General features: G+C 50.7%; 15 protein-coding genes. 12 read left to right on the top strand and 3 right to left on the bottom strand.

Going from position 1 to position 18,048, the window contains the following annotated elements:
- Window positions 1-7: 7 nt before the first annotated feature.
- A complete protein-coding gene (gene glpK, locus KNO94_RS04915; RefSeq protein ID WP_214777958.1) occupies window positions 8-1,525 on the bottom strand; it encodes a glycerol kinase GlpK in 1,518 nt (505 codons plus the stop codon).
- 28 nt (window positions 1,526-1,553) lie between these two features.
- Window positions 1,554-2,261 (bottom strand): MIP/aquaporin family protein, encoded by a 708-nt coding sequence (locus tag KNO94_RS04920; RefSeq protein WP_047795079.1) that lies wholly within the window; start codon window positions 2,259-2,261, stop codon window positions 1,554-1,556.
- Window positions 2,262-2,729: 468 nt separating this feature from the next.
- Here KNO94_RS04920 and uvrB point away from each other — a divergent pair, with 468 nt between their 5' ends.
- From uvrB to KNO94_RS04935, 3 genes are read left to right on the top strand one after another with little or no spacing between them, the layout of a single operon-like run.
- On the top strand, window positions 2,730-4,700 hold the full coding sequence (gene uvrB, locus KNO94_RS04925) for an excinuclease ABC subunit UvrB (RefSeq protein WP_214683870.1): 1,971 nt from the start codon (window positions 2,730-2,732) through the stop codon (window positions 4,698-4,700).
- Window positions 4,701-7,574: an excinuclease ABC subunit UvrA gene (gene uvrA / locus KNO94_RS04930; RefSeq protein ID WP_214777959.1), complete on the top strand. Its 2,874-nt coding sequence runs from the start codon at window positions 4,701-4,703 to the stop codon at window positions 7,572-7,574.
- Window positions 7,575-7,633: 59 nt separating this feature from the next.
- Window positions 7,634-8,809 (top strand): DUF4097 family beta strand repeat-containing protein, encoded by a 1,176-nt coding sequence (locus tag KNO94_RS04935; RefSeq protein WP_251125823.1) that lies wholly within the window; start codon window positions 7,634-7,636, stop codon window positions 8,807-8,809.
- 36 nt (window positions 8,810-8,845) lie between these two features.
- Here KNO94_RS04935 and KNO94_RS04940 read toward each other — a convergent pair whose 3' ends face one another.
- Entirely contained in the window at window positions 8,846-9,202 is a 357-nt protein-coding gene (locus tag KNO94_RS04940) for a hypothetical protein (RefSeq protein WP_214777962.1), read from the bottom strand.
- Between the two features lie 148 nt (window positions 9,203-9,350).
- Between KNO94_RS04940 and hprK the strand changes: the two genes are divergently transcribed.
- The 9 genes from hprK to whiA all read left to right on the top strand — a co-directional run bounded on the left by hprK (window position 9,351) and on the right by whiA (window position 17,999).
- Window positions 9,351-10,286, top strand: a complete 936-nt coding sequence (gene hprK, locus KNO94_RS04945; RefSeq protein WP_214777964.1) for an HPr(Ser) kinase/phosphatase — start codon at window positions 9,351-9,353, stop codon at window positions 10,284-10,286.
- Window positions 10,287-10,288: 2 nt separating this feature from the next.
- Window positions 10,289-11,107: a prolipoprotein diacylglyceryl transferase gene (gene lgt / locus KNO94_RS04950; protein ID WP_214777966.1), complete on the top strand. Its 819-nt coding sequence runs from the start codon at window positions 10,289-10,291 to the stop codon at window positions 11,105-11,107.
- Window positions 11,107-11,757 (top strand): pyrophosphatase PpaX, encoded by a 651-nt coding sequence (gene ppaX / locus KNO94_RS04955; protein WP_214741623.1) that lies wholly within the window; start codon window positions 11,107-11,109, stop codon window positions 11,755-11,757. Before lgt ends, ppaX begins: the two co-directional genes overlap by 1 nt.
- Window positions 11,750-12,232, top strand: coding sequence for an acyltransferase (locus KNO94_RS04960; protein WP_214741621.1), 483 nt, complete (start codon window positions 11,750-11,752; stop codon window positions 12,230-12,232). The genes ppaX and KNO94_RS04960 overlap by 8 nt, the downstream gene beginning before the upstream one ends.
- A 294-nt stretch (window positions 12,233-12,526) precedes the next feature.
- On the top strand, window positions 12,527-13,999 hold the full coding sequence (locus KNO94_RS04965; RefSeq protein ID WP_214777968.1) for a tetratricopeptide repeat protein: 1,473 nt from the start codon (window positions 12,527-12,529) through the stop codon (window positions 13,997-13,999).
- 68 nt (window positions 14,000-14,067) lie between these two features.
- Window positions 14,068-15,021, top strand: a complete 954-nt coding sequence (gene trxB, locus KNO94_RS04970) for a thioredoxin-disulfide reductase (protein ID WP_214777970.1) — start codon at window positions 14,068-14,070, stop codon at window positions 15,019-15,021.
- Between the two features lie 120 nt (window positions 15,022-15,141).
- The gene (gene rapZ / locus KNO94_RS04975) at window positions 15,142-16,014 is read left to right on the top strand and encodes an RNase adapter RapZ (protein WP_031422867.1); all 873 of its coding nucleotides are present in this window, start codon (window positions 15,142-15,144) and stop codon (window positions 16,012-16,014) included.
- Between the two features lies 1 nt (window position 16,015).
- Window positions 16,016-17,011, top strand: coding sequence for a gluconeogenesis factor YvcK family protein (locus KNO94_RS04980; RefSeq protein ID WP_214777972.1), 996 nt, complete (start codon window positions 16,016-16,018; stop codon window positions 17,009-17,011).
- Window positions 17,012-17,045: 34 nt separating this feature from the next.
- Window positions 17,046-17,999: a DNA-binding protein WhiA gene (gene whiA, locus KNO94_RS04985; protein ID WP_012726921.1), complete on the top strand. Its 954-nt coding sequence runs from the start codon at window positions 17,046-17,048 to the stop codon at window positions 17,997-17,999.
- Window positions 18,000-18,048 lie beyond the last annotated feature (49 nt).

Here is an 18,048-nt window from a genome sequence, read left to right on the forward strand (position 1 = left end):
CGTCTTCTTATACGTCAAGTTTTGATGGTTTGAAGGCCATGGTCGCTTCGACAGCGTGTTGCCAACCTTTGTAGAGTGCTTCGCGATGAGACTCGTCCATGTTCGGCTCAAACTTCTTATCGAGTTTCCACTGGTCTTTGATTTCTGCTTGGTCTTTCCAGAAACCGACCGCGAGACCTGCCAAGTAGGCAGCTCCGAGTGCAGTCGTTTCACTCACTTCAGGACGTTCGACCGGAACATTGAGAATGTCCGATTGGAACTGCATGAGGAAGTTGTTACTGACGGCTCCACCATCGACACGGAGTGTTTTCAAGTTGATACCTGAGTCATTTTCCATCGATGTGAGAACGTCTCGTGTCTGATAAGCGAGCGATTCGATTGTGGCGCGGACCAATTGTTCTTTCTCTGTTCCGCGTGTGAGACCGAAGATGGCACCACGAACGTCAGAGTTCCAATACGGTGCACCGAGACCGACGAATGCCGGAACGACGTAAACGCCCTCTGTCGATTCAATGCGTGTCGCATATTGTTCTGAGTCTTTCGCAGATTTCAACATCCGCAATCCGTCACGGAGCCACTGGATCGCTGAACCAGCGACGAAGATTGATCCCTCGAGCGCATATTCGACTTTTCCGTTGTAGCCCCACGCAATCGTCGTCAACAAACCGTGATCGGATTTGACGGCTTCTTCGCCCGTGTTCATGAGCATGAAGCAACCTGTTCCGTATGTGTTTTTCCCTTCCCCTTTTTCAAAGCACGTCTGACCGAACAAGGCAGCCTGTTGGTCACCGGCGGCTCCGGCAATCGGTACTTCGAATCCGAAGAAGTGATACGGGATCGTGTTCGCATATACTTCACTCGAAGGTTTGACTTCAGGAAGCATCGACTTCGGTACTGACAAGATGTCGAGTAACTCGTCATCCCATTTTTGTTCGTAGATGTTATACATGAGTGTACGTGATGCGTTCGAATAATCCGTCACGTGGGCTTTTCCGCCTGAGAGTTTCCAGATGAGCCATGTGTCGATTGTTCCGAAGAGAAGTTCACCGTTCTCGGCCTTCTCACGAGCGCCTTCGACATTGTCGAGAATCCATTTGACTTTCGTACCGGAGAAGTAGGCATCGATCAAGAGACCTGTTTTGTCACGGACCATGTCCGAATGACCTGCCGCTTTCAACTCTTCACAGATGTCAGCAGTTTGACGGGATTGCCAAACGACGGCGTTATAGACAGGGCGGCCAGTCTCTTTTTCCCAGACGACTGCCGTTTCACGTTGGTTCGTGATCCCGATTCCAGCAATCTCATTCGGATCGATATCCGCCGAACCGAACGCTTCCGCCATGACGGCGAGGACAGAACCCCAAATCTCATTGGCGTTATGTTCAACCCAGCCTGGTTTCGGGAAGTATTGTTTGAATTCGCGTTGTGCGACTGTGACGATTTTTCCATCATGATCAAAAATGATTGCCCGTGAACTTGTCGTTCCTTGGTCCAATGCTAAAATATAACGTTTTTCTTTCGCCATATGTGATTTCCTCCTTCAAAATTATGTGTTAAGGGACGAGAATACCGTAGATGAGTGCGGCAATAATCGCACCGATAATCGGACCGACGACCGGGATCCATGAATAACCCCAATCTGAAGATCCTTTTCCTTTAATTGGAAGGAATGCGTGTGCGATACGTGGTCCAAGGTCACGTGCCGGGTTGATCGCATATCCCGTCGTACCACCGAGCGAGAGACCGATTGACACGATCAAGAAACCAACGATGAGTGGATTGAGTCCGTCTGCGAATGTGTTTGCCCCGAATGACAACAATGCAAAGACAAGGACGAATGTTCCGATAATCTCACCAATCAAGTTGTACGGCGTGCTTCGAATACCTGGAGCTGTCGAGAACGTCGCCAGTTTTAAACCAGGATCGTCTGTCGCATCATAGTGCGGCTTGTAGTGGACATAAACCAAACATGCCCCGATGATGGCTCCAATAAACTGAGCGAGGATATAAAGTGGGACGTCGGCCCATGGGAATTCGCCTGCTGTCGCGAGACCAATCGTGACGGCAGGGTTGATGTGTGCGCCTCCGTAAATACCGGCTGCGTAGACCCCGACCATAACCGCGAGACCCCAACCCATTGTGATGACAATCCAGCCAGAGTTTTCCGCTTTGGAATGGCGGAGGACGACGCCGGCGACGACACCGTTACCGAGCAGAATCAATAGCATCGTACCAATAATTTCACTGACAAATGCTGACATGTGATACTCCCCTTTCTCCCTTATCAAATTGACTTACCACTTCATTATATGCCCAAAATGTAAGCGTTTTAAAACAGCGTTTTTTAAAAATCCTACTTTATTCCTACAAATGTTCACATTTACAGTTGTAAACTTCACAAAAGAGGTCAGGGACAGAGCGAAACGTTCACGAAGTGGATGATCTTAAAAAATAATTTCAGGCGTTCCACCTCATTAGGAACATAGTCCATTCTGTAATCTGTAATCCCTTATGCCACAAAAGTGATTCTGTTGAAATCGTGTTGTGATGATTTGACTGTAACAGGATGTTTCTTTTGAGACGGTAAAGGAAAAAGAAATGAACAGTAGATCAAATGTAAAAAAGAAATGAAATTCATTAGTCTAAAACTAAAAGCTAATAAGCGAATATTTGTTCGTGTCTATGGTATAATCAAGACACTTATGAAATGAGAAGGTGAGGAGTATCTTATGGAATCGATTCCGTTTGCATTACAATCTGAATTTCAACCAGGAGGCGACCAGCCTGAAGCGATTCGACAGCTTGTCGAAGGTGTAAATCGAGGTGACCGGTATCAGACGCTTCTCGGTGCAACGGGTACGGGTAAAACGTTTACCGTCTCGAACGTCATTCAAGAAGTAAAGAAGCCGACACTCGTCCTCGCCCATAACAAGACGCTCGCCGGTCAGCTCTACTCGGAGTTCAAAGAGTTCTTCCCGAACAACGCGGTCGAGTACTTCGTCAGTTACTATGACTACTATCAACCGGAAGCGTACGTGCCGTCGACGGATACGTTCATCGAGAAGGACGCGTCGATCAATGATGAAATCGATAAGCTGCGTCACTCAGCGACGTCGGCTCTCTTTGAGCGCGATGACGTCATCATCGTCGCATCTGTCTCCTGTATTTATGGTCTCGGTAACCCTGAAGAATATCGGAGCCTCGTCTTGAGCCTTCGCGTCGGGAAAGAGATGGGACGTGACGAGATGTTACGTAAACTCATCGACATTCAATATGAACGAAACGATATCGATTTCCAGCGTGGACGTTTCCGTGTCCGCGGGGACGTCGTCGAGATCTTCCCAGCGTCGCGTGACGAACACTGCATGCGCATCGAGTTCTTCGGGGACGAGATCGACCGCATCCGGGAGATGGACCCGTTGACGGGGGAAATCATCGCAGACCGTGACCATGTCGCCATCTTCCCGGCTTCCCACTTCGTCACACGCGACGAAAAATTGCAAAAGGCAATCGTCAACATCGAAGCGGAACTTGAGGAACAACTTGAGAAGTTCCGCGAAGAAGGGAAACTGCTTGAAGCGCAACGACTCGAGCAACGAACGCATTACGATTTGGAAATGATGCGTGAGATGGGGTATTGTTCAGGAATCGAGAACTATTCGCGCCACTTGAACTTGATGCCAGAAGGCTCGACTCCGTATACGCTACTCGATTACTTCCCAGAAGACTTCTTGCTCGTCGCCGATGAGTCGCACGTGACGCTCCCACAAGTACGGGGGATGTATAACGGGGACCAGGCACGGAAACAAGTGCTCGTCGACCATGGCTTCCGTCTCCCTTCGGCGAAGGATAACCGTCCGCTCAAGTTCGATGAGTTCGAGAAGAAAGTCTCACAAGCGATTTTCATCTCGGCGACACCAGGTCCGTACGAACTCGAACATACGCCGAATATGATCGAGCAGATCATCCGTCCGACCGGTTTACTTGATCCGACAATCGAGATTCATCCGATCAAAGGTCAGATTGACTACTTGATGGATCAGATTCGCGAACGGATCAAGCGTGACGAGCGCGTGCTCGTGACGACGCTCACGAAGAAGATGGCAGAGGACCTATCCGATTACTTACGCGAAGCGGGAATCAAGGTCAACTATATGCACTCCGAAATCAAGACGCTCGAGCGAATCGAAATCATTCGTGACCTTCGGCTCGGGAAGTATGACGTGCTCGTCGGGATCAACTTGTTGCGGGAGGGTCTCGATATTCCAGAGGTCAGTCTCGTGACGATCCTCGATGCGGACAAGGAAGGGTTCCTTCGTTCGGATCGCTCGCTCATCCAGACGATTGGTCGAGCGGCGCGTAATGCGAACGGACACGTCATCCTGTTCGCGGACAAGGTGACCGACTCGATGGCGCGGGCCATCGAAGAGACGGATCGTCGTCGGTCGATTCAACAAGCTTATAATGAAGAACATGGCATCATCCCGCAGACGATTCGAAAGGACGTCCGTGGTGTCATCCGGGCGACGGTCGAGGCGGAAGAGGAAGCACTCGAATCGCTCAGTACGATGAAGCCGGCCGAACGCGAGGCGGCGATTGCCAAGTTGGAAGAAGAAATGAAGCAAGCGGCGCGCGACCTCCAGTTCGAACGTGCGGCCGAATTGCGTGACTTAATCTTGGAGTTGAAGGTAGGGAATTAAATGGCTGAAAAGAAAAATGCGATTGTCATCAAAGGGGCACGCGTCAACAACTTAAAAAATATTGACATCGATATCCCACGTGACCAGCTCGTCGTCTTGACGGGCTTGTCCGGCTCCGGAAAATCGTCACTTGCGTTCGATACGATTTACGCGGAAGGACAGCGACGCTACGTTGAGAGTTTATCTGCCTATGCTCGTCAGTTCCTCGGACAGATGGATAAACCGGACGTGGATACGATCGAGGGACTTAGTCCGGCCATTTCAATCGATCAGAAGACGACGAGTCGTAACCCTCGTTCGACGGTCGGGACGGTAACAGAGATTTATGATTACTTGCGTCTATTGTTCGCACGAATCGGAAAGCCGGTCTGTCCGAACCACGGCATCGAAATCTCGAGTCAAACCATCTCACAGATGGTCGACCAAGTGATGGAATTGCCGGAACGAACGCGCCTTCAGATTTTGGCACCGATCGTGTCGGGCCGAAAAGGGACGCATGTGAAAGTATTCGACTCCTTGAAAAAAGAAGGATTTGTTCGTGTCCGTGTCAATGGTGAAACAATTGAATTGACGGATGAGATCGAGCTCGATAAAAACAAGAAGCATTCGATTGAAGTCGTCGTCGACCGCCTCGTGGTCCGACCTGACGTCGAAGGGCGCCTCGCCGACTCACTCGAGACGGCATTACGTCTTGCGGACGGCCGTGTCATTATCGATAAGATGGATGGGACCGAGCTTCTCTTCAGTGAGCATCACGCCTGTCCGATCTGCGGGTTCTCCATCGGCGAACTCGAACCTCGGATGTTCTCATTCAACTCGCCATTCGGTGCATGTCCGACGTGTGATGGTCTTGGGACGAAACTAGACGTTGACCCAGAACTCGTCATCCCGGACCCGTCGAAGACGTTGAAAGAGGGGGCGATTGTCGCATGGCAACCGACAAGTTCCCAGTACTATCCACAACTTTTGGCTGCGATGTGCCAGCATTTCAACATCGACATGGACGTGCCGTTCGAGCGCCTATCAAAACGTGATCAGGACCTCGTCTTGAACGGGTCTTCGGAGGAATCGTTCCTCTTCCGCTACGAGAACGACTTCGGTCAAGTACGGACGAATACCATTTTCTTTGAAGGGGTGCTCCGTAACATCGAGCGCCGTTACCGGGAGACGACATCCGACTATATCCGTGAGCAGATGGAAATGTACATGGCGACACATGCGTGTCCGACATGTCACGGCTACCGCTTGAAAGAAGAGTCGCTCGCCGTCAAGATCACGGGTCAGCACGTCGGGCAAGTGACGGAGAAATCGGTCGTGAACGCACTCGCGTTCTTTGAAGGACTCAACGAGCAGTTGAGCGAGAAAGAGATCGCCATCGCCCGTCTCATCCTCCAAGAGATTCGGGAACGACTCAGCTTCTTGAATAACGTCGGTCTCGACTACTTGACTCTCTCTCGCGCCGCAGGAACACTCTCCGGTGGGGAAGCGCAGCGGATTCGTCTCGCGACACAAATCGGTTCACGGCTCACGGGTGTCTTGTATGTCCTTGACGAACCATCCATCGGTCTTCATCAACGCGATAACGACCGGTTGATTTCGACCCTCAAACAGATGCGGGACATCGGCAACACGCTCATCGTCGTCGAGCATGACGAGGACACGATGATGGAAGCCGACTACTTAATCGATATCGGGCCGGGCGCCGGGGAACATGGCGGACAGGTCATCGCAGCCGGGACACCGAAACAACTGATGAAAAATAAAAACTCACTCACCGGTCAATATCTTGCCGGGAAGAAGTTCATCCCACTTCCGGCTGAACGGAAGATGCCGGACGAGCGTTTCTTAAAGATTGTCAAAGCAGAAGAGAACAACTTAAAAGACGTCGACGTGTCCATTCCACTCGGGATGTTTGTTGCCGTCACAGGGGTTTCGGGATCGGGTAAATCGACCCTCATCAATGAGATTCTCTACAAATCGCTCGCACACAATATGAACCGGGCGAAAGCGAAGCCAGGGAAGCATAAAAAGATTGAAGGGCTCGAGCATATCGATAAAGTCATCGATATCGATCAATCCCCAATTGGGCGGACCCCTCGTTCGAACCCGGCCACGTATACGGGCGTCTTTGATGACATTCGCGACGTCTTCGCCTCGACGAATGAAGCGAAGATGCGCGGCTATAAAAAAGGTCGTTTCAGTTTCAACGTCAAGGGTGGTCGTTGTGAAGCATGTCGCGGTGACGGGATCATCAAAATCGAGATGCACTTCCTACCGGACGTCTATGTTCCGTGTGAGGTCTGTCACGGGAAACGTTATAACCGGGAGACGCTCGAAGTGAAATACAAAGGGAAGACGATCGCGGACGTCCTCGATATGACAATCGAAGAGGGGCTCGACTTCTTCGATAAGATTCCAAAAATCAAGCGGAAGATTCAAACGATTTATGATGTCGGTCTTGGCTATATGAAACTCGGTCAGCCGGCAACAGAACTCTCCGGTGGGGAAGCTCAGCGTGTCAAACTTGCCTCAGAGCTCCATAAACGGTCGACCGGGAAGACGATTTATATTTTGGACGAACCGACGACTGGACTTCATGTCGATGATATCGCGCGCTTGTTGAAAGTGTTGCAACGCCTCGTCGAAAATGGGGATACGGTACTCGTTATCGAGCACAACCTCGACGTCATCAAGTCGGCCGATTATTTGATCGACCTTGGACCAGAAGGCGGCGATGGCGGGGGACTCATCGTGGCGACGGGAACGCCGGAAGAAGTTGCCGAAGTATCAGGTTCCTATACCGGTAAGTATTTGAAGCCTGTTCTTGAACGAGACGCCGCCCGTGTGAAACCAAAAGCAGGAAAAAAGAAATAAGTATAGAAATGGTGAGAAACGGGAAGGTAATTGACGTGCAACCAAATTGAAGGGGGAAAATGAACGTGAAACAAGAAATGCGTGAACTGATTCTCCAGCAAGTGAAGGAAGGCAAGATGACAATCGAGGAGGCGATGACGCAACTCGAACGTCTCGAGCGACTCGAACCGGAACAGGTTCAAGCGCTTGAAGAGCGACAGGATGCAGAAAAGGTCGATGCCTATTCGGTTGAATCGCTCACAACGAAACTGACATCTGCAGTGGAGGGGCTCGTAACGAAACTTCGCGACAGCGACTTCTCCTTCAGCTCGAACTTTGGTCCGGAAGTGACGTATTCGAAGTCGTTCCCGTTCACAGGTAGCGACATCTCGCTCGATCTCTTCAATGCGTCGGCGACGATCGTCTCGTCTGATGCCGAAGATTGTGAACTGATTGTCACGGGTCGTCCGCTTCGCCAACAAGACGCGGATAAGGCGCTCGAACAGTTACAGTCTGCGGTTAAGCACTCTATCATTGGTGATCGTCTCGTCGTTTCGCTCCGTGACAAACTCGTCCGAGCCCACGTGGAACTGTACGTCCCGCACCACCATTTCAACCGCCTTCTTGTTCAGACGTTGAACGGCGAAGTCCGTGCCGATGGTCTCGATGTCGAGAACGTTCGTGTGCAAACCGCAAACGGGCGTGTCGTGCTCCATGACGTGCATGCATCCGAACTATTACTGAACACTGGTAATGGGACAGTCGAGGTCGAAGGTGTCGAAGCGGAACTCGTTCACGTTCGGACCGGAAACGGTGCCGTCATCGTCGGTGGGAAGTACGATAAAGCCTCCCTCAAGACAGGGAACGGAAACATCCGCGCGGAACTGGCGACAGCTCGTCCCGCGAAGTTTGAACTCGCGTCACTCGCCGGAAACATTCGACTCGTGTTACCACATGGCGTCGAGGTCGAAGGGGAGCTCGAAACGAACTTCGGTGGTCTGCACTGCTTGCTCGATGAGCTCGAAATCATCCGTGACCGTAAGGACGTCGCACAGCGTCGTCTGGAATTCTTGTCGGGTCGTGGTCAAACCCCTCGCATCGAAGTCGAGGCGGGGACGCGTACCGGTACAATCGATTTAGAGCACGGTTCGGTCTATACGCCATCCACATTCCTTGATGAGGATAAAGTGGAACCGGCTGACCCGGTCGATCCTGTCGACCCGGGCGATTTGAACAATCCGTTTCATCAACAATAAGCAAATCCCGAAGGCGCCGCCTTCGGGATTTTGTGATTATAGATTCATTTCGTACTCCATCTGTTGCCAATCCATCATCTGCGTATCAAACAAAGTGAAGGCGCTGATAGCAAAAACGATGAAGAGGACCGGTCCGGCAATCAAGAGAATGATTCCAAGTAGGCGCATCGACTTCGAGCGATTCCAGTAGAAGATGATGGCGACAATCATGGAGATGAGCGCTCCGGAAAAGAAGAATCCGATGATGTTCAAGATGAACAAGAGCAAGATCGTCTCGTTTTTCGTCGCGGCATATTCTTTCCACATATCGATCAATGATTTGATGATGTAAACGAGTGACCCAATTCCAATCACTAGCGCAAATAAGATGACAATTCCAAATAAACCTCCCATTATTCCACCTCCTAGTAAGCCTATACCCTACATACGAACGGCGTAATAGGATGGTTTCAACAATTTTTTGACATGTTCTTCATCACTTCCCCAACCCGTCTTAGAAAGAGCTATGATACAATAATGAGCGTGAAAGGGGCAGATACTGATGCAAAATATCGTACGTACGGCTCAAGTCGTTGAGCGTTTTAAACTTCAAGTCATTGCGGGAGAAGAGGGGCTTCATCGTCCGGTCGCGACACCTGACCTAAGTCGACCGGGTCTCGTCCTTGCCGGCTACTATACGCACTATGCGAAGAACCGCCTGCAAGTGCTTGGGAAGACGGAGTTGACATTCTATGCGAGCCTCTCGGAAGAGAAGCGTCGTGAGCGCGCTAAAATCTTGTGTACGGAACAGACGCCAGGAATTTTAATCACGCGTGGCTTTGATATTCCGAAAGAAATCGAAGAAGAAGCGGAAGCGGCAAACGTCCCGCTCATGCGGACGAATGCGGTGACGACCTCAATCGAATCACAAATCACGAACTTCTTGGAGATGGAGCTTGCACCGATGACGGCGATGCACGGCGTGCTCGTCGACATTTACGGTGTCGGTGTCCTCATCAAAGGACAAAGTGGTGTCGGTAAATCGGAGACCGCGCTTGAACTCGTCAAACGGGGGCACCGTCTTGTTGCGGATGACTCGGTCGAGATTCGTCAAACGGGTGACCAACTCCTGGTCGGGTCAGCACCGAAGCTCATTCGTCACTTGCTTGAGATTCGCGGGATCGGCATCATCGACGTCATGACATTGTTTGGTGCGGGTGCGGTTCGATCACATAAAAAGATCAGCCTCATCGTCAACTTGGAAAACTGGGATCCGGGCAAAGTGTACGATCGTGTCGGACTTGACCATAACACGATGAAAATCATCGATAGCGAAGTCCCGCTTCTGACGATTCCTGTTCGACCTGGTCGAAACTTGGCGGTCATCATCGAGGTGGCAGCGATGAACTATCGTCTGCAAAACATGGGAATCAATACGGCTGAAGAGTTTGCGGAACGTCTCGCGAACGCGATTCAGGACACTGAAGGAGACTTGTGATCATGGTAGAACCGACATTTGATCGTGTAGCGTTTGAGATTGGCTCTTTACCAATCTATTGGTATGGCATGATTATTGCCTTTGGCGCGATGCTTGGACTCATCCTCGCCTTATTCGAAGCCAAACGAATCAACTACGACTCAGAACGACTCGTTGATGTCGTCATCTGGTCGATTCCAATCAGTATCATCTTCGCCCGGATTTATTATGTGACGTTCCAATGGGATTACTATTCAGAAAACCTTGGTCAGATCATCGACATCCGTCAAGGTGGGATTGCCATCCACGGGGCCATCTTTGGCGCACTGCTTGTCGTAATCGTTTACTGCATGCGAAAATCGATGTCGTTCTGGAAAGTGACGGACATCTTGGCACCATCGCTTCTCTTGGGACAAGCCGTCGGACGCTGGGGAAACTTTATGAACCAGGAAGCCCATGGCGGCGAGACGACGCGTAGTTTCCTTCAGGATACGCTCATGCTACCGGACTGGATCGTCAATCAGATGTATATCGACGGGGCTTACTATATTCCGACATTCTTATATGAAAGTGTGTGGAACATTACAGGGGTCATCCTCCTTGTCGCATGGCGCATGATCGGAAACCCACGACGCGGGTACATTTTCTTGTCTTATCTCGTCTGGTACTCGATTGGACGTTTCTACATCGAGGGACTTCGTACGGATAGTCTCATGTCAGGCGATTTGCGTGCGGCCCAGATGGTGTCCATCACTATGATTCTGTTCGGAATCGTCATGATGATCCTTCGTCGCAATGCGAAACGATACAACGACCCATCAGAGAAAGGACTGTTTGATTAATGGATACGCTCTTATTTGACTTAGACGGCACATTGCTTGATACGAATCCGCTCATCATCGCAAGTTTTCGTCATACATTCGAATACTATTTCCCGGAACAGACGTATCGGGACGAAGACATCTATCGCTTCATCGGACCTACGCTTGAAAAATCGTTCCGGGAACTAAATGAACCGGAGTGGAAAGAGATGCAGGCGTTCTATCGGAGCTTCAACATCGCGATGCATGACCAACTCGTCGCAGAGTACCCGGGTGTGATTGAAGGACTGTACCGACTCCATGCAAAAGGCTATAAGATGGGAATTGTCACGTCGAAAGGGCGTCCTGTCGTCGAACGTGGGCTCCGCCTGTTCGACATCGACCACTTGTTCGATGTCGTCGTGACGGCGGACGATGTGAAAAACGAAAAGCCGCACGCTGAGCCAGTCGAACGTGCTCTCCAAGCGCTCGGTTCGTCAGCGGAACGTGCCGTCATGGTCGGAGACAACGACACGGATATCTTCAGCGGGAAGAATGCAGGAACGAAAACGGTCGCTGTCGGTTGGGCCCTCAAAGGACGTCCGTTCCTCGAATCGCTCGAACCTGACGTCATCATCGACTCGATGGAACATTTCGAGGCATGGCTCGACGAGGTCGGCGTTCATGCGTAAGACAAAACGGTATCGAATCGATGGACCGAACCCGCTATGGCAGATGTATCGGACCATTCGATTCCTACGTGTCTTCAAAAACACGTCAGTCGTGCTCATCGGACGTTACTTTCCGTCTGTGAAGGCGAAGCGTTGGCTTTACCAGACGTTCCTCGGAATGAAAATAGGCGAGCATAGTGCGCTCGCCCTTATGGTCACACCGGACGTCATGTTCCCAGAACGCATCACGATCGGCCGTAATACGGTCATTGGCTTCAACTCGACGATTCTCTGTCATGAATATCTCGTCGACGAATATCGAATCGGAGACGTCATCATCGGTGACGAGGTGTTGATCGGGGCGAACGTCACCATCTTGCCGGGCGTGACCATCGGAGACGGAGCAGTGGTCGGCGCAGGTGCGGTCGTTCATCGTGACGTCCTACCGGGAGAACGGGTCGTCGGTGCAAAGCTTCAATCGTTGACACATATTTGACACAATTTTCCGCAAAATGTTTTCATGAGCATTTTGTTCATACAAGATCAAGAATACTTGAGCGGTATCACTTTTTTTAAAGGAGATGCCGCTTTTTTATGGATAAATGTACAGAAATGAAGCCATCATATTTTCGTTCAAAAACAATTTTTGAACCTAGCAAAAAATATTCATTATAGAGGGAATATAGTCGCAATTTTTTTTAACTTTTTCAGTTGCCCTCGTTGTTCGAGTGCGGTATTCTTATCCCTGCAACTAAAAAAAGATTTAGAGATGATGTGGAGGATTTAGAATATGGAAGCGAACTATGAAGCAGTATTGACGCTACCCGAACCAGAATCTCCGCTCGCTGCGGAGCTCCACTACTATAGAGGTCGTCGTGCGTTACGAGAAGGTCGCCTGGATGAAGCGACTTTTTTCATGGCTGAAGCGACAGCGGCAGCCACGCATCGCGTCGACTATCATAAACAGTACGCAGAACTGTTATTTGAAGTAGGGGAGGTCTACCACGCCAATGACGTGTGGAAACGAGTATTAGAGCTCGACGAGACCGCAACAGAGGCACTGTATCACTTAGCGAGCAACTATGCCTATGTCTCTCAATATGAAGAAGCGGCGAACTATGCATCCGAATATCTCGCCCGTGACACGAAAGGTCACTACACGGAAGCCGTGCAATCCCTTCTTGAACTGATCGAACTCGAACAAGAGCTCGAGGACGAGGAAGAAGACGAATTGATCACGTGGCATACGGAGGCGCAGCGTCAAATCGATAAAGGACGATTGTTTGCGGCAAAGGCGACACTCGAGCGTCTCATCGGTCAATATCCATCGTTTTGGCCGGCATACAACAATCTATCGGTCGTCAGTTTTTATCTCGGCGATGACCAAGCCGCCTTCCGGACGCTCGAATACGTGCTCGACCAAAATCCGGGCAACTTGCATGCGATCTTGAACACGATTCTCTTGCTCCATGAAGCGGGTCAATCGGAAGCGGCGATGCAGTTGTCGACACCGCTCACGCGTGTCCGTCCACTCCAATTTGACTTGCGTTATAAATTGGCGACGACACTCGCGCTCGTCGGACACTACGACCGTGCGTATGAAGAATTGCGTCTATTGAAAGACCGCGGATTCCGCGGGGACCCATTGTTCGGGCATTGGCTCAGTGTGTCTGCCTATAAGACAGGACGATTCGGAGAGGCGGCCACTTACTTGAACAAGGAAGAAATGAAACAGTTCGAAGAGAAACAGAGCTTCGATATCCGAGAAAATCTCGAATTCCGTTCGGCGCTCGTCCAAGGACTGCGTCAAGAGAGTGATTTAGCTCGAATCGAGATCATCCGAATCATCTCCAACCTGAAGGATGACGAGGCGTTTGAAGCGCTCGCGTTGACAAACGTAGTGACAGAAAATGAAACGGTCCGTGCATTCGCCGAGATGTGTCGTGCCGACCTTTGTCAACAACCGTTCACAGGTGATGCTCGGGTCAAACGCGCGTTTGACGCGCTCGTCTTGGCGGAAGCGCATGTGTCAGAAGCGGAACGGATGAGCCTTGAAGGTGATTTCTATGAGCGTTTCGCGACACTTCTCATGTCGGATGAAGCATTTATGGACGTAACGGCATCGGCCGCTGCGCTCGTCTGGATGTTTTATACGAAACGAGATGCGTTGATTCTCGAAGACTGTGCGAATGCCTTCCACCTTTCAGTCGACACGTTGACAGAAACGGTCCGTTCGTTCAAGCAGACACTCGAACAAGCATAAAGATAGACGATACCCATACAGGTTTCTTATACTAAAGGCAATCAATTTCTTGCAGAGGTGGAATCAACATGACAGAAGAAAAAATTTATGACGTCATTATCATCGGTGCCGGTCCTGCCGGAATGACCGCTGCGCTATATGCTTCACGTGCGAACCTTTCAACGCTTATGATCGAACGCGGGATTCCAGGTGGCCAGATGGCCAACACGGAAGATATCGAGAACTATCCAGGGTACGACAGCATTCTCGGTCCTGACTTGTCTCAAAAGATGTTCGACCATTCAAAAGCGTTCGGAGCGGAGTATGCATATGGGGACGTGCAACGCATCTCGGATGAAACAGAATATAAAATCGTGCATGCGCACAACCGTGACTATAAAGCACGTGCGATCATCCTCGCCTCTGGTGCTCAGTATAAGAAAATCGGTGTACCGGGTGAAGAAGAACTCGGTGGCCGTGGCGTATCGTATTGCGCGGTATGTGACGGAGCCTTCTTCAAAGGAAAAGAGTTATTCGTCATCGGTGGTGGCGACTCAGCTGTTGAGGAAGGTGTCTTCTTGACACGTTTCGCGGATAAGGTGACAATCGTTCACCGTCGCGATGAGCTCCGTGCGCAAAAGATTCTTCAAAAACGTGCGTTCGACAATGAAAAAATCGACTTCATTTGGAACCACACATTGAAAGAAATCACGGAGAAAGACGGGAAAGTCGGTGGCGCTCGACTCGTCAGCACGGTCGACGGTACAGAGACAGACTACGAGATCGACGGTGTCTTCATCTATATCGGGATGAACCCGATCACTGGATTTGTCCAAGACCTCGGTATCACAAACGAGCAAGGCTACATCGTCACGAACGAGGCGATGGAAACGAATATCCCTGGGATCTTCGCTGCCGGTGACGTTCGTGAGAAAACGCTCCGTCAAGTCGTCACAGCGACGAACGACGGATCGATTGCCGCTCAGAACGCTCAACACTACATCGAGGGGCTCCTCGAATCGTTGCAAGAACAAAACGCATGATTCAAGACGGGAGGACTGCGGGGAACCGCGGTCCTTCTCTTTTTTTCGGACGTTCGTTATACTAGATGGAGAGAGCTACACACACGGCTCGGTTGTCAATTTTAAGGGGGCGTCAGCGAGATGGAAGATTTTAAAGGATTAGAAGAATTGATCATCATCAGTGGGATGAGCGGGGCTGGGAAATCAGTCGCCATGAATAGTTTTGAGGATCTTGGCTATTTCTGTGTCGATAACTTGCCACCGGTTCTCTTGCCACAATTGATCGATGTCATCAGCTCGGTCCGACCGAAAATCGCGGTCGCCATCGATACACGTACGAGAGATTTTATCGATAGCCTGTTCATCGTCATCGACGATTTAGAAAAGAAAAATGTCCATCCGCATCTCCTATACTTAGAGACACGGGACGATGTGCTCGTCCGTCGCTATAAAGAAACGAGACGGTCCCATCCGCTCGCACCGGAAGATGCACCACTCGTCGGCATCAAGATGGAACGTGAGCTGTTAGAAGGATTCCGTGACCGGGCTCACACGCTCTATGATACGAGTGAATTGAAGCCGCAGATGTTGAAGGACCGCATCCTTCAACAATTCAATGAGGAACGAATCCCGTTCACGGTCAACTTCATGTCGTTTGGTTTCAAACATGGGGTGCCGCTCGATATCGACTTGTTGTTCGATGTCCGTTTCATCACGAACCCGTTCTACATTCCGGAACTCCGTCCGCTTACGGGTCAGACGACGGAAGTGCAGGAGTATGTCATGTCCCATCCAGAGGCGCGAGCGTTTTATAAGAAGTTGATCGACATGCTAGAGTTCCTCCTCCCGCAATATAAGCGAGAAGGAAAGACGCAAGTCGTCGTGGCATTCGGCTGTACCGGTGGGAAGCACCGGTCGATCACATTCGCCGAGAAAGTATCCGAACATTTCGCTGAGCGTTATAACGTGAAGACGGTTCACCGTGACCTCGCTCATGCGACAAAGGAGAAGTGACATGAGACGAGAACGGAAAGTAGTCGCCATCGGCGGGGGGACAGGATTGTCCACCCTTGTCCGTGGACTGAAGCATTATCCGCTCGATATCACGGCAATCGTCACGGTCGGGGACGACGGTGGAAGCTCAGGGCGGCTTCGTGACGAGTTTCATATGTTGCCACCAGGAGACATCCGTAACGTCATCTTGGCCTTATCGGAAGTCGAACCGTTAATGGATAAGATTTTGCAATATCGCTTTGACACCGGATATGGCTTAGAAGGGCATTCGCTCGGGAACTTGATGCTCACGGCAGCGACCCACATCTGTGAGGGCTCGTTCGTGAAAGCAATCGATGTCATGTCGCAGCTCTTGAACGCGCAAGGAAAGGTATTGCCTGTGACAGAGACGCTCATGACGCTCGCGGCCGAGTTTGAGGACGGTACCATCGTCAAAGGGGAATCCAAGATTCCGCTCCATCAGCAACCGATTAAACGTCTGTTTTTACTTGAGGAAGGCATCGAGCCTGCCCCGGGTGTCGTTGAGGCCATTGAAGCGGCGGACGTCATCGTGCTCGGTCCGGGAAGTCTTTATACGAGTATTATCCCGAACCTGCTCATTCCAGCGGTCCGAGAAGCCATCATCCGCTCAAAAGTCCCGGTCGTCTACATTTGTAACGTCATGACACAGCCGGGTGAGACGAAAGGCTATGATGCGATGAGGCACTTGAAAGTCATCGAATCGTATCTCGGGAAGGCATCGATCGATACCATCGTCGTCAACAACGAGCCGATTGATGAAGAATATTTAGAGCGTTACCGGGAGGACGGATCGGAAGAGGTCCGTTTCGACCGCAAGAAACTTCGGAACTATGGAACGAACGTCCTCGCAGGGGACATCGTCGATTATAACCGGGAGTACATCCGTCATGATTCCGACGCCATCGCTGGACTCGTCATGCAGCGGGTGCTCCGCATCAAGAAGCCACGTTCGTTTCAAGAATTGGAACTGAAATAAAGATTGTTGGAAAGACAGAAAGGAGGGGGACTCGATGAGCTTTGCATCAGATGTGAAGAAGGAATTGACACAACTTGAAGTGACTGACGCGGAAGCGAAGGCGGAACTGTCGGCACTCGTTCGGATGAACGGGGTCATCTCGCTCGCCCTAGGACGAGGCATGACCTTAGACGTCTCGACGGAGAACGCCTCGATCGCCCGTCGGATTTACTCGTTGATGAAACGTCTTTACGACCATCCGTTAGACTTGTTCGTACGGAAGAAAATGCGTTTGAAAAAGAACAACGTCTACATCGTCCGCGTGTCACAGCATGCGGAGACGATGCTTCGGGACCTTGAGATCCTCGGAGAGAATTACGAGATGATCCGGACACTGAACTCGGATATGACGGGGGACGAGAACTTAGCACGCGCTTACTTACGTGGTGCGTTCCTCGCCGGAGGGTCGATCAACCATCCGAAAACGTCGTCGTACCACCTCGAAATCTATAGCTTGTACGAAAACCATAACCAGGCGCTACGTGATTTGGCGAACCGATTCGAGTTGAACGCGAAGACGCTCGAACGGAAAAAAGGGCATATCCTTTATATGAAAGAGAGTGAGAAGATCTCAGACTTCCTCAAGCTGATTGGGGCGACCCGAGGCATGCTGGAGTTTGAAGATGCACGCATCATTAAGGATATGCGCAACTCCGTCAACCGCCTCGTCAACTGTGAGACGGCCAACTTGAATAAAACGGTCGGGGCAGCGTTACGCCAAGTGGAGAATATCAAATTCTTGGAGCGGACGGTCGGACTTGACGTCTTACCGAAGAAATTGCGCGAAATCGCCGAACTGCGTGTCACGCATCAAGACGTCTCGCTACAAGAACTCGGGGAGATGCTCGAGTCTGGCCCGATCTCGAAGTCAGGAATCAACCATCGACTTCGTAAAATTGATCAGATTGCCGAACGTGTGCGTAGCGGTGACGAGATCGCATCCTCGTGACGCGGTTGCACCAAAACCATTCTTCCTATATAATAAGCAATTGTGTATA

Source organism: Exiguobacterium sp. s22, assembly GCF_018617455.1.
Classification (GTDB): Bacteria; Bacillota; Bacilli; order Exiguobacteriales; family Exiguobacteriaceae; genus Exiguobacterium.

Coding starts and splice junctions, on each gene's coding strand:
- glpK (WP_214777958.1), bottom strand. CDS start 1,525: ATGGCGAAAGAAAAACGTTATATTTTAGCATTGGACCAAGGAACGACA.
- KNO94_RS04920 (WP_047795079.1), bottom strand. CDS start 2,261: ATGTCAGCATTTGTCAGTGAAATTATTGGTACGATGCTATTGATTCTG.
- uvrB (WP_214683870.1), top strand. CDS start 2,730: ATGGAATCGATTCCGTTTGCATTACAATCTGAATTTCAACCAGGAGGC.
- uvrA (WP_214777959.1), top strand. CDS start 4,701: ATGGCTGAAAAGAAAAATGCGATTGTCATCAAAGGGGCACGCGTCAAC.
- KNO94_RS04935 (WP_251125823.1), top strand. CDS start 7,634: ATGAACGTGAAACAAGAAATGCGTGAACTGATTCTCCAGCAAGTGAAG.
- KNO94_RS04940 (WP_214777962.1), bottom strand. CDS start 9,202: ATGGGAGGTTTATTTGGAATTGTCATCTTATTTGCGCTAGTGATTGGA.
- hprK (WP_214777964.1), top strand. CDS start 9,351: ATGCAAAATATCGTACGTACGGCTCAAGTCGTTGAGCGTTTTAAACTT.
- lgt (WP_214777966.1), top strand. CDS start 10,289: ATGGTAGAACCGACATTTGATCGTGTAGCGTTTGAGATTGGCTCTTTA.
- ppaX (WP_214741623.1), top strand. CDS start 11,107: ATGGATACGCTCTTATTTGACTTAGACGGCACATTGCTTGATACGAAT.
- KNO94_RS04960 (WP_214741621.1), top strand. CDS start 11,750: ATGCGTAAGACAAAACGGTATCGAATCGATGGACCGAACCCGCTATGG.
- KNO94_RS04965 (WP_214777968.1), top strand. CDS start 12,527: ATGGAAGCGAACTATGAAGCAGTATTGACGCTACCCGAACCAGAATCT.
- trxB (WP_214777970.1), top strand. CDS start 14,068: ATGACAGAAGAAAAAATTTATGACGTCATTATCATCGGTGCCGGTCCT.
- rapZ (WP_031422867.1), top strand. CDS start 15,142: ATGGAAGATTTTAAAGGATTAGAAGAATTGATCATCATCAGTGGGATG.
- KNO94_RS04980 (WP_214777972.1), top strand. CDS start 16,016: ATGAGACGAGAACGGAAAGTAGTCGCCATCGGCGGGGGGACAGGATTG.
- whiA (WP_012726921.1), top strand. CDS start 17,046: ATGAGCTTTGCATCAGATGTGAAGAAGGAATTGACACAACTTGAAGTG.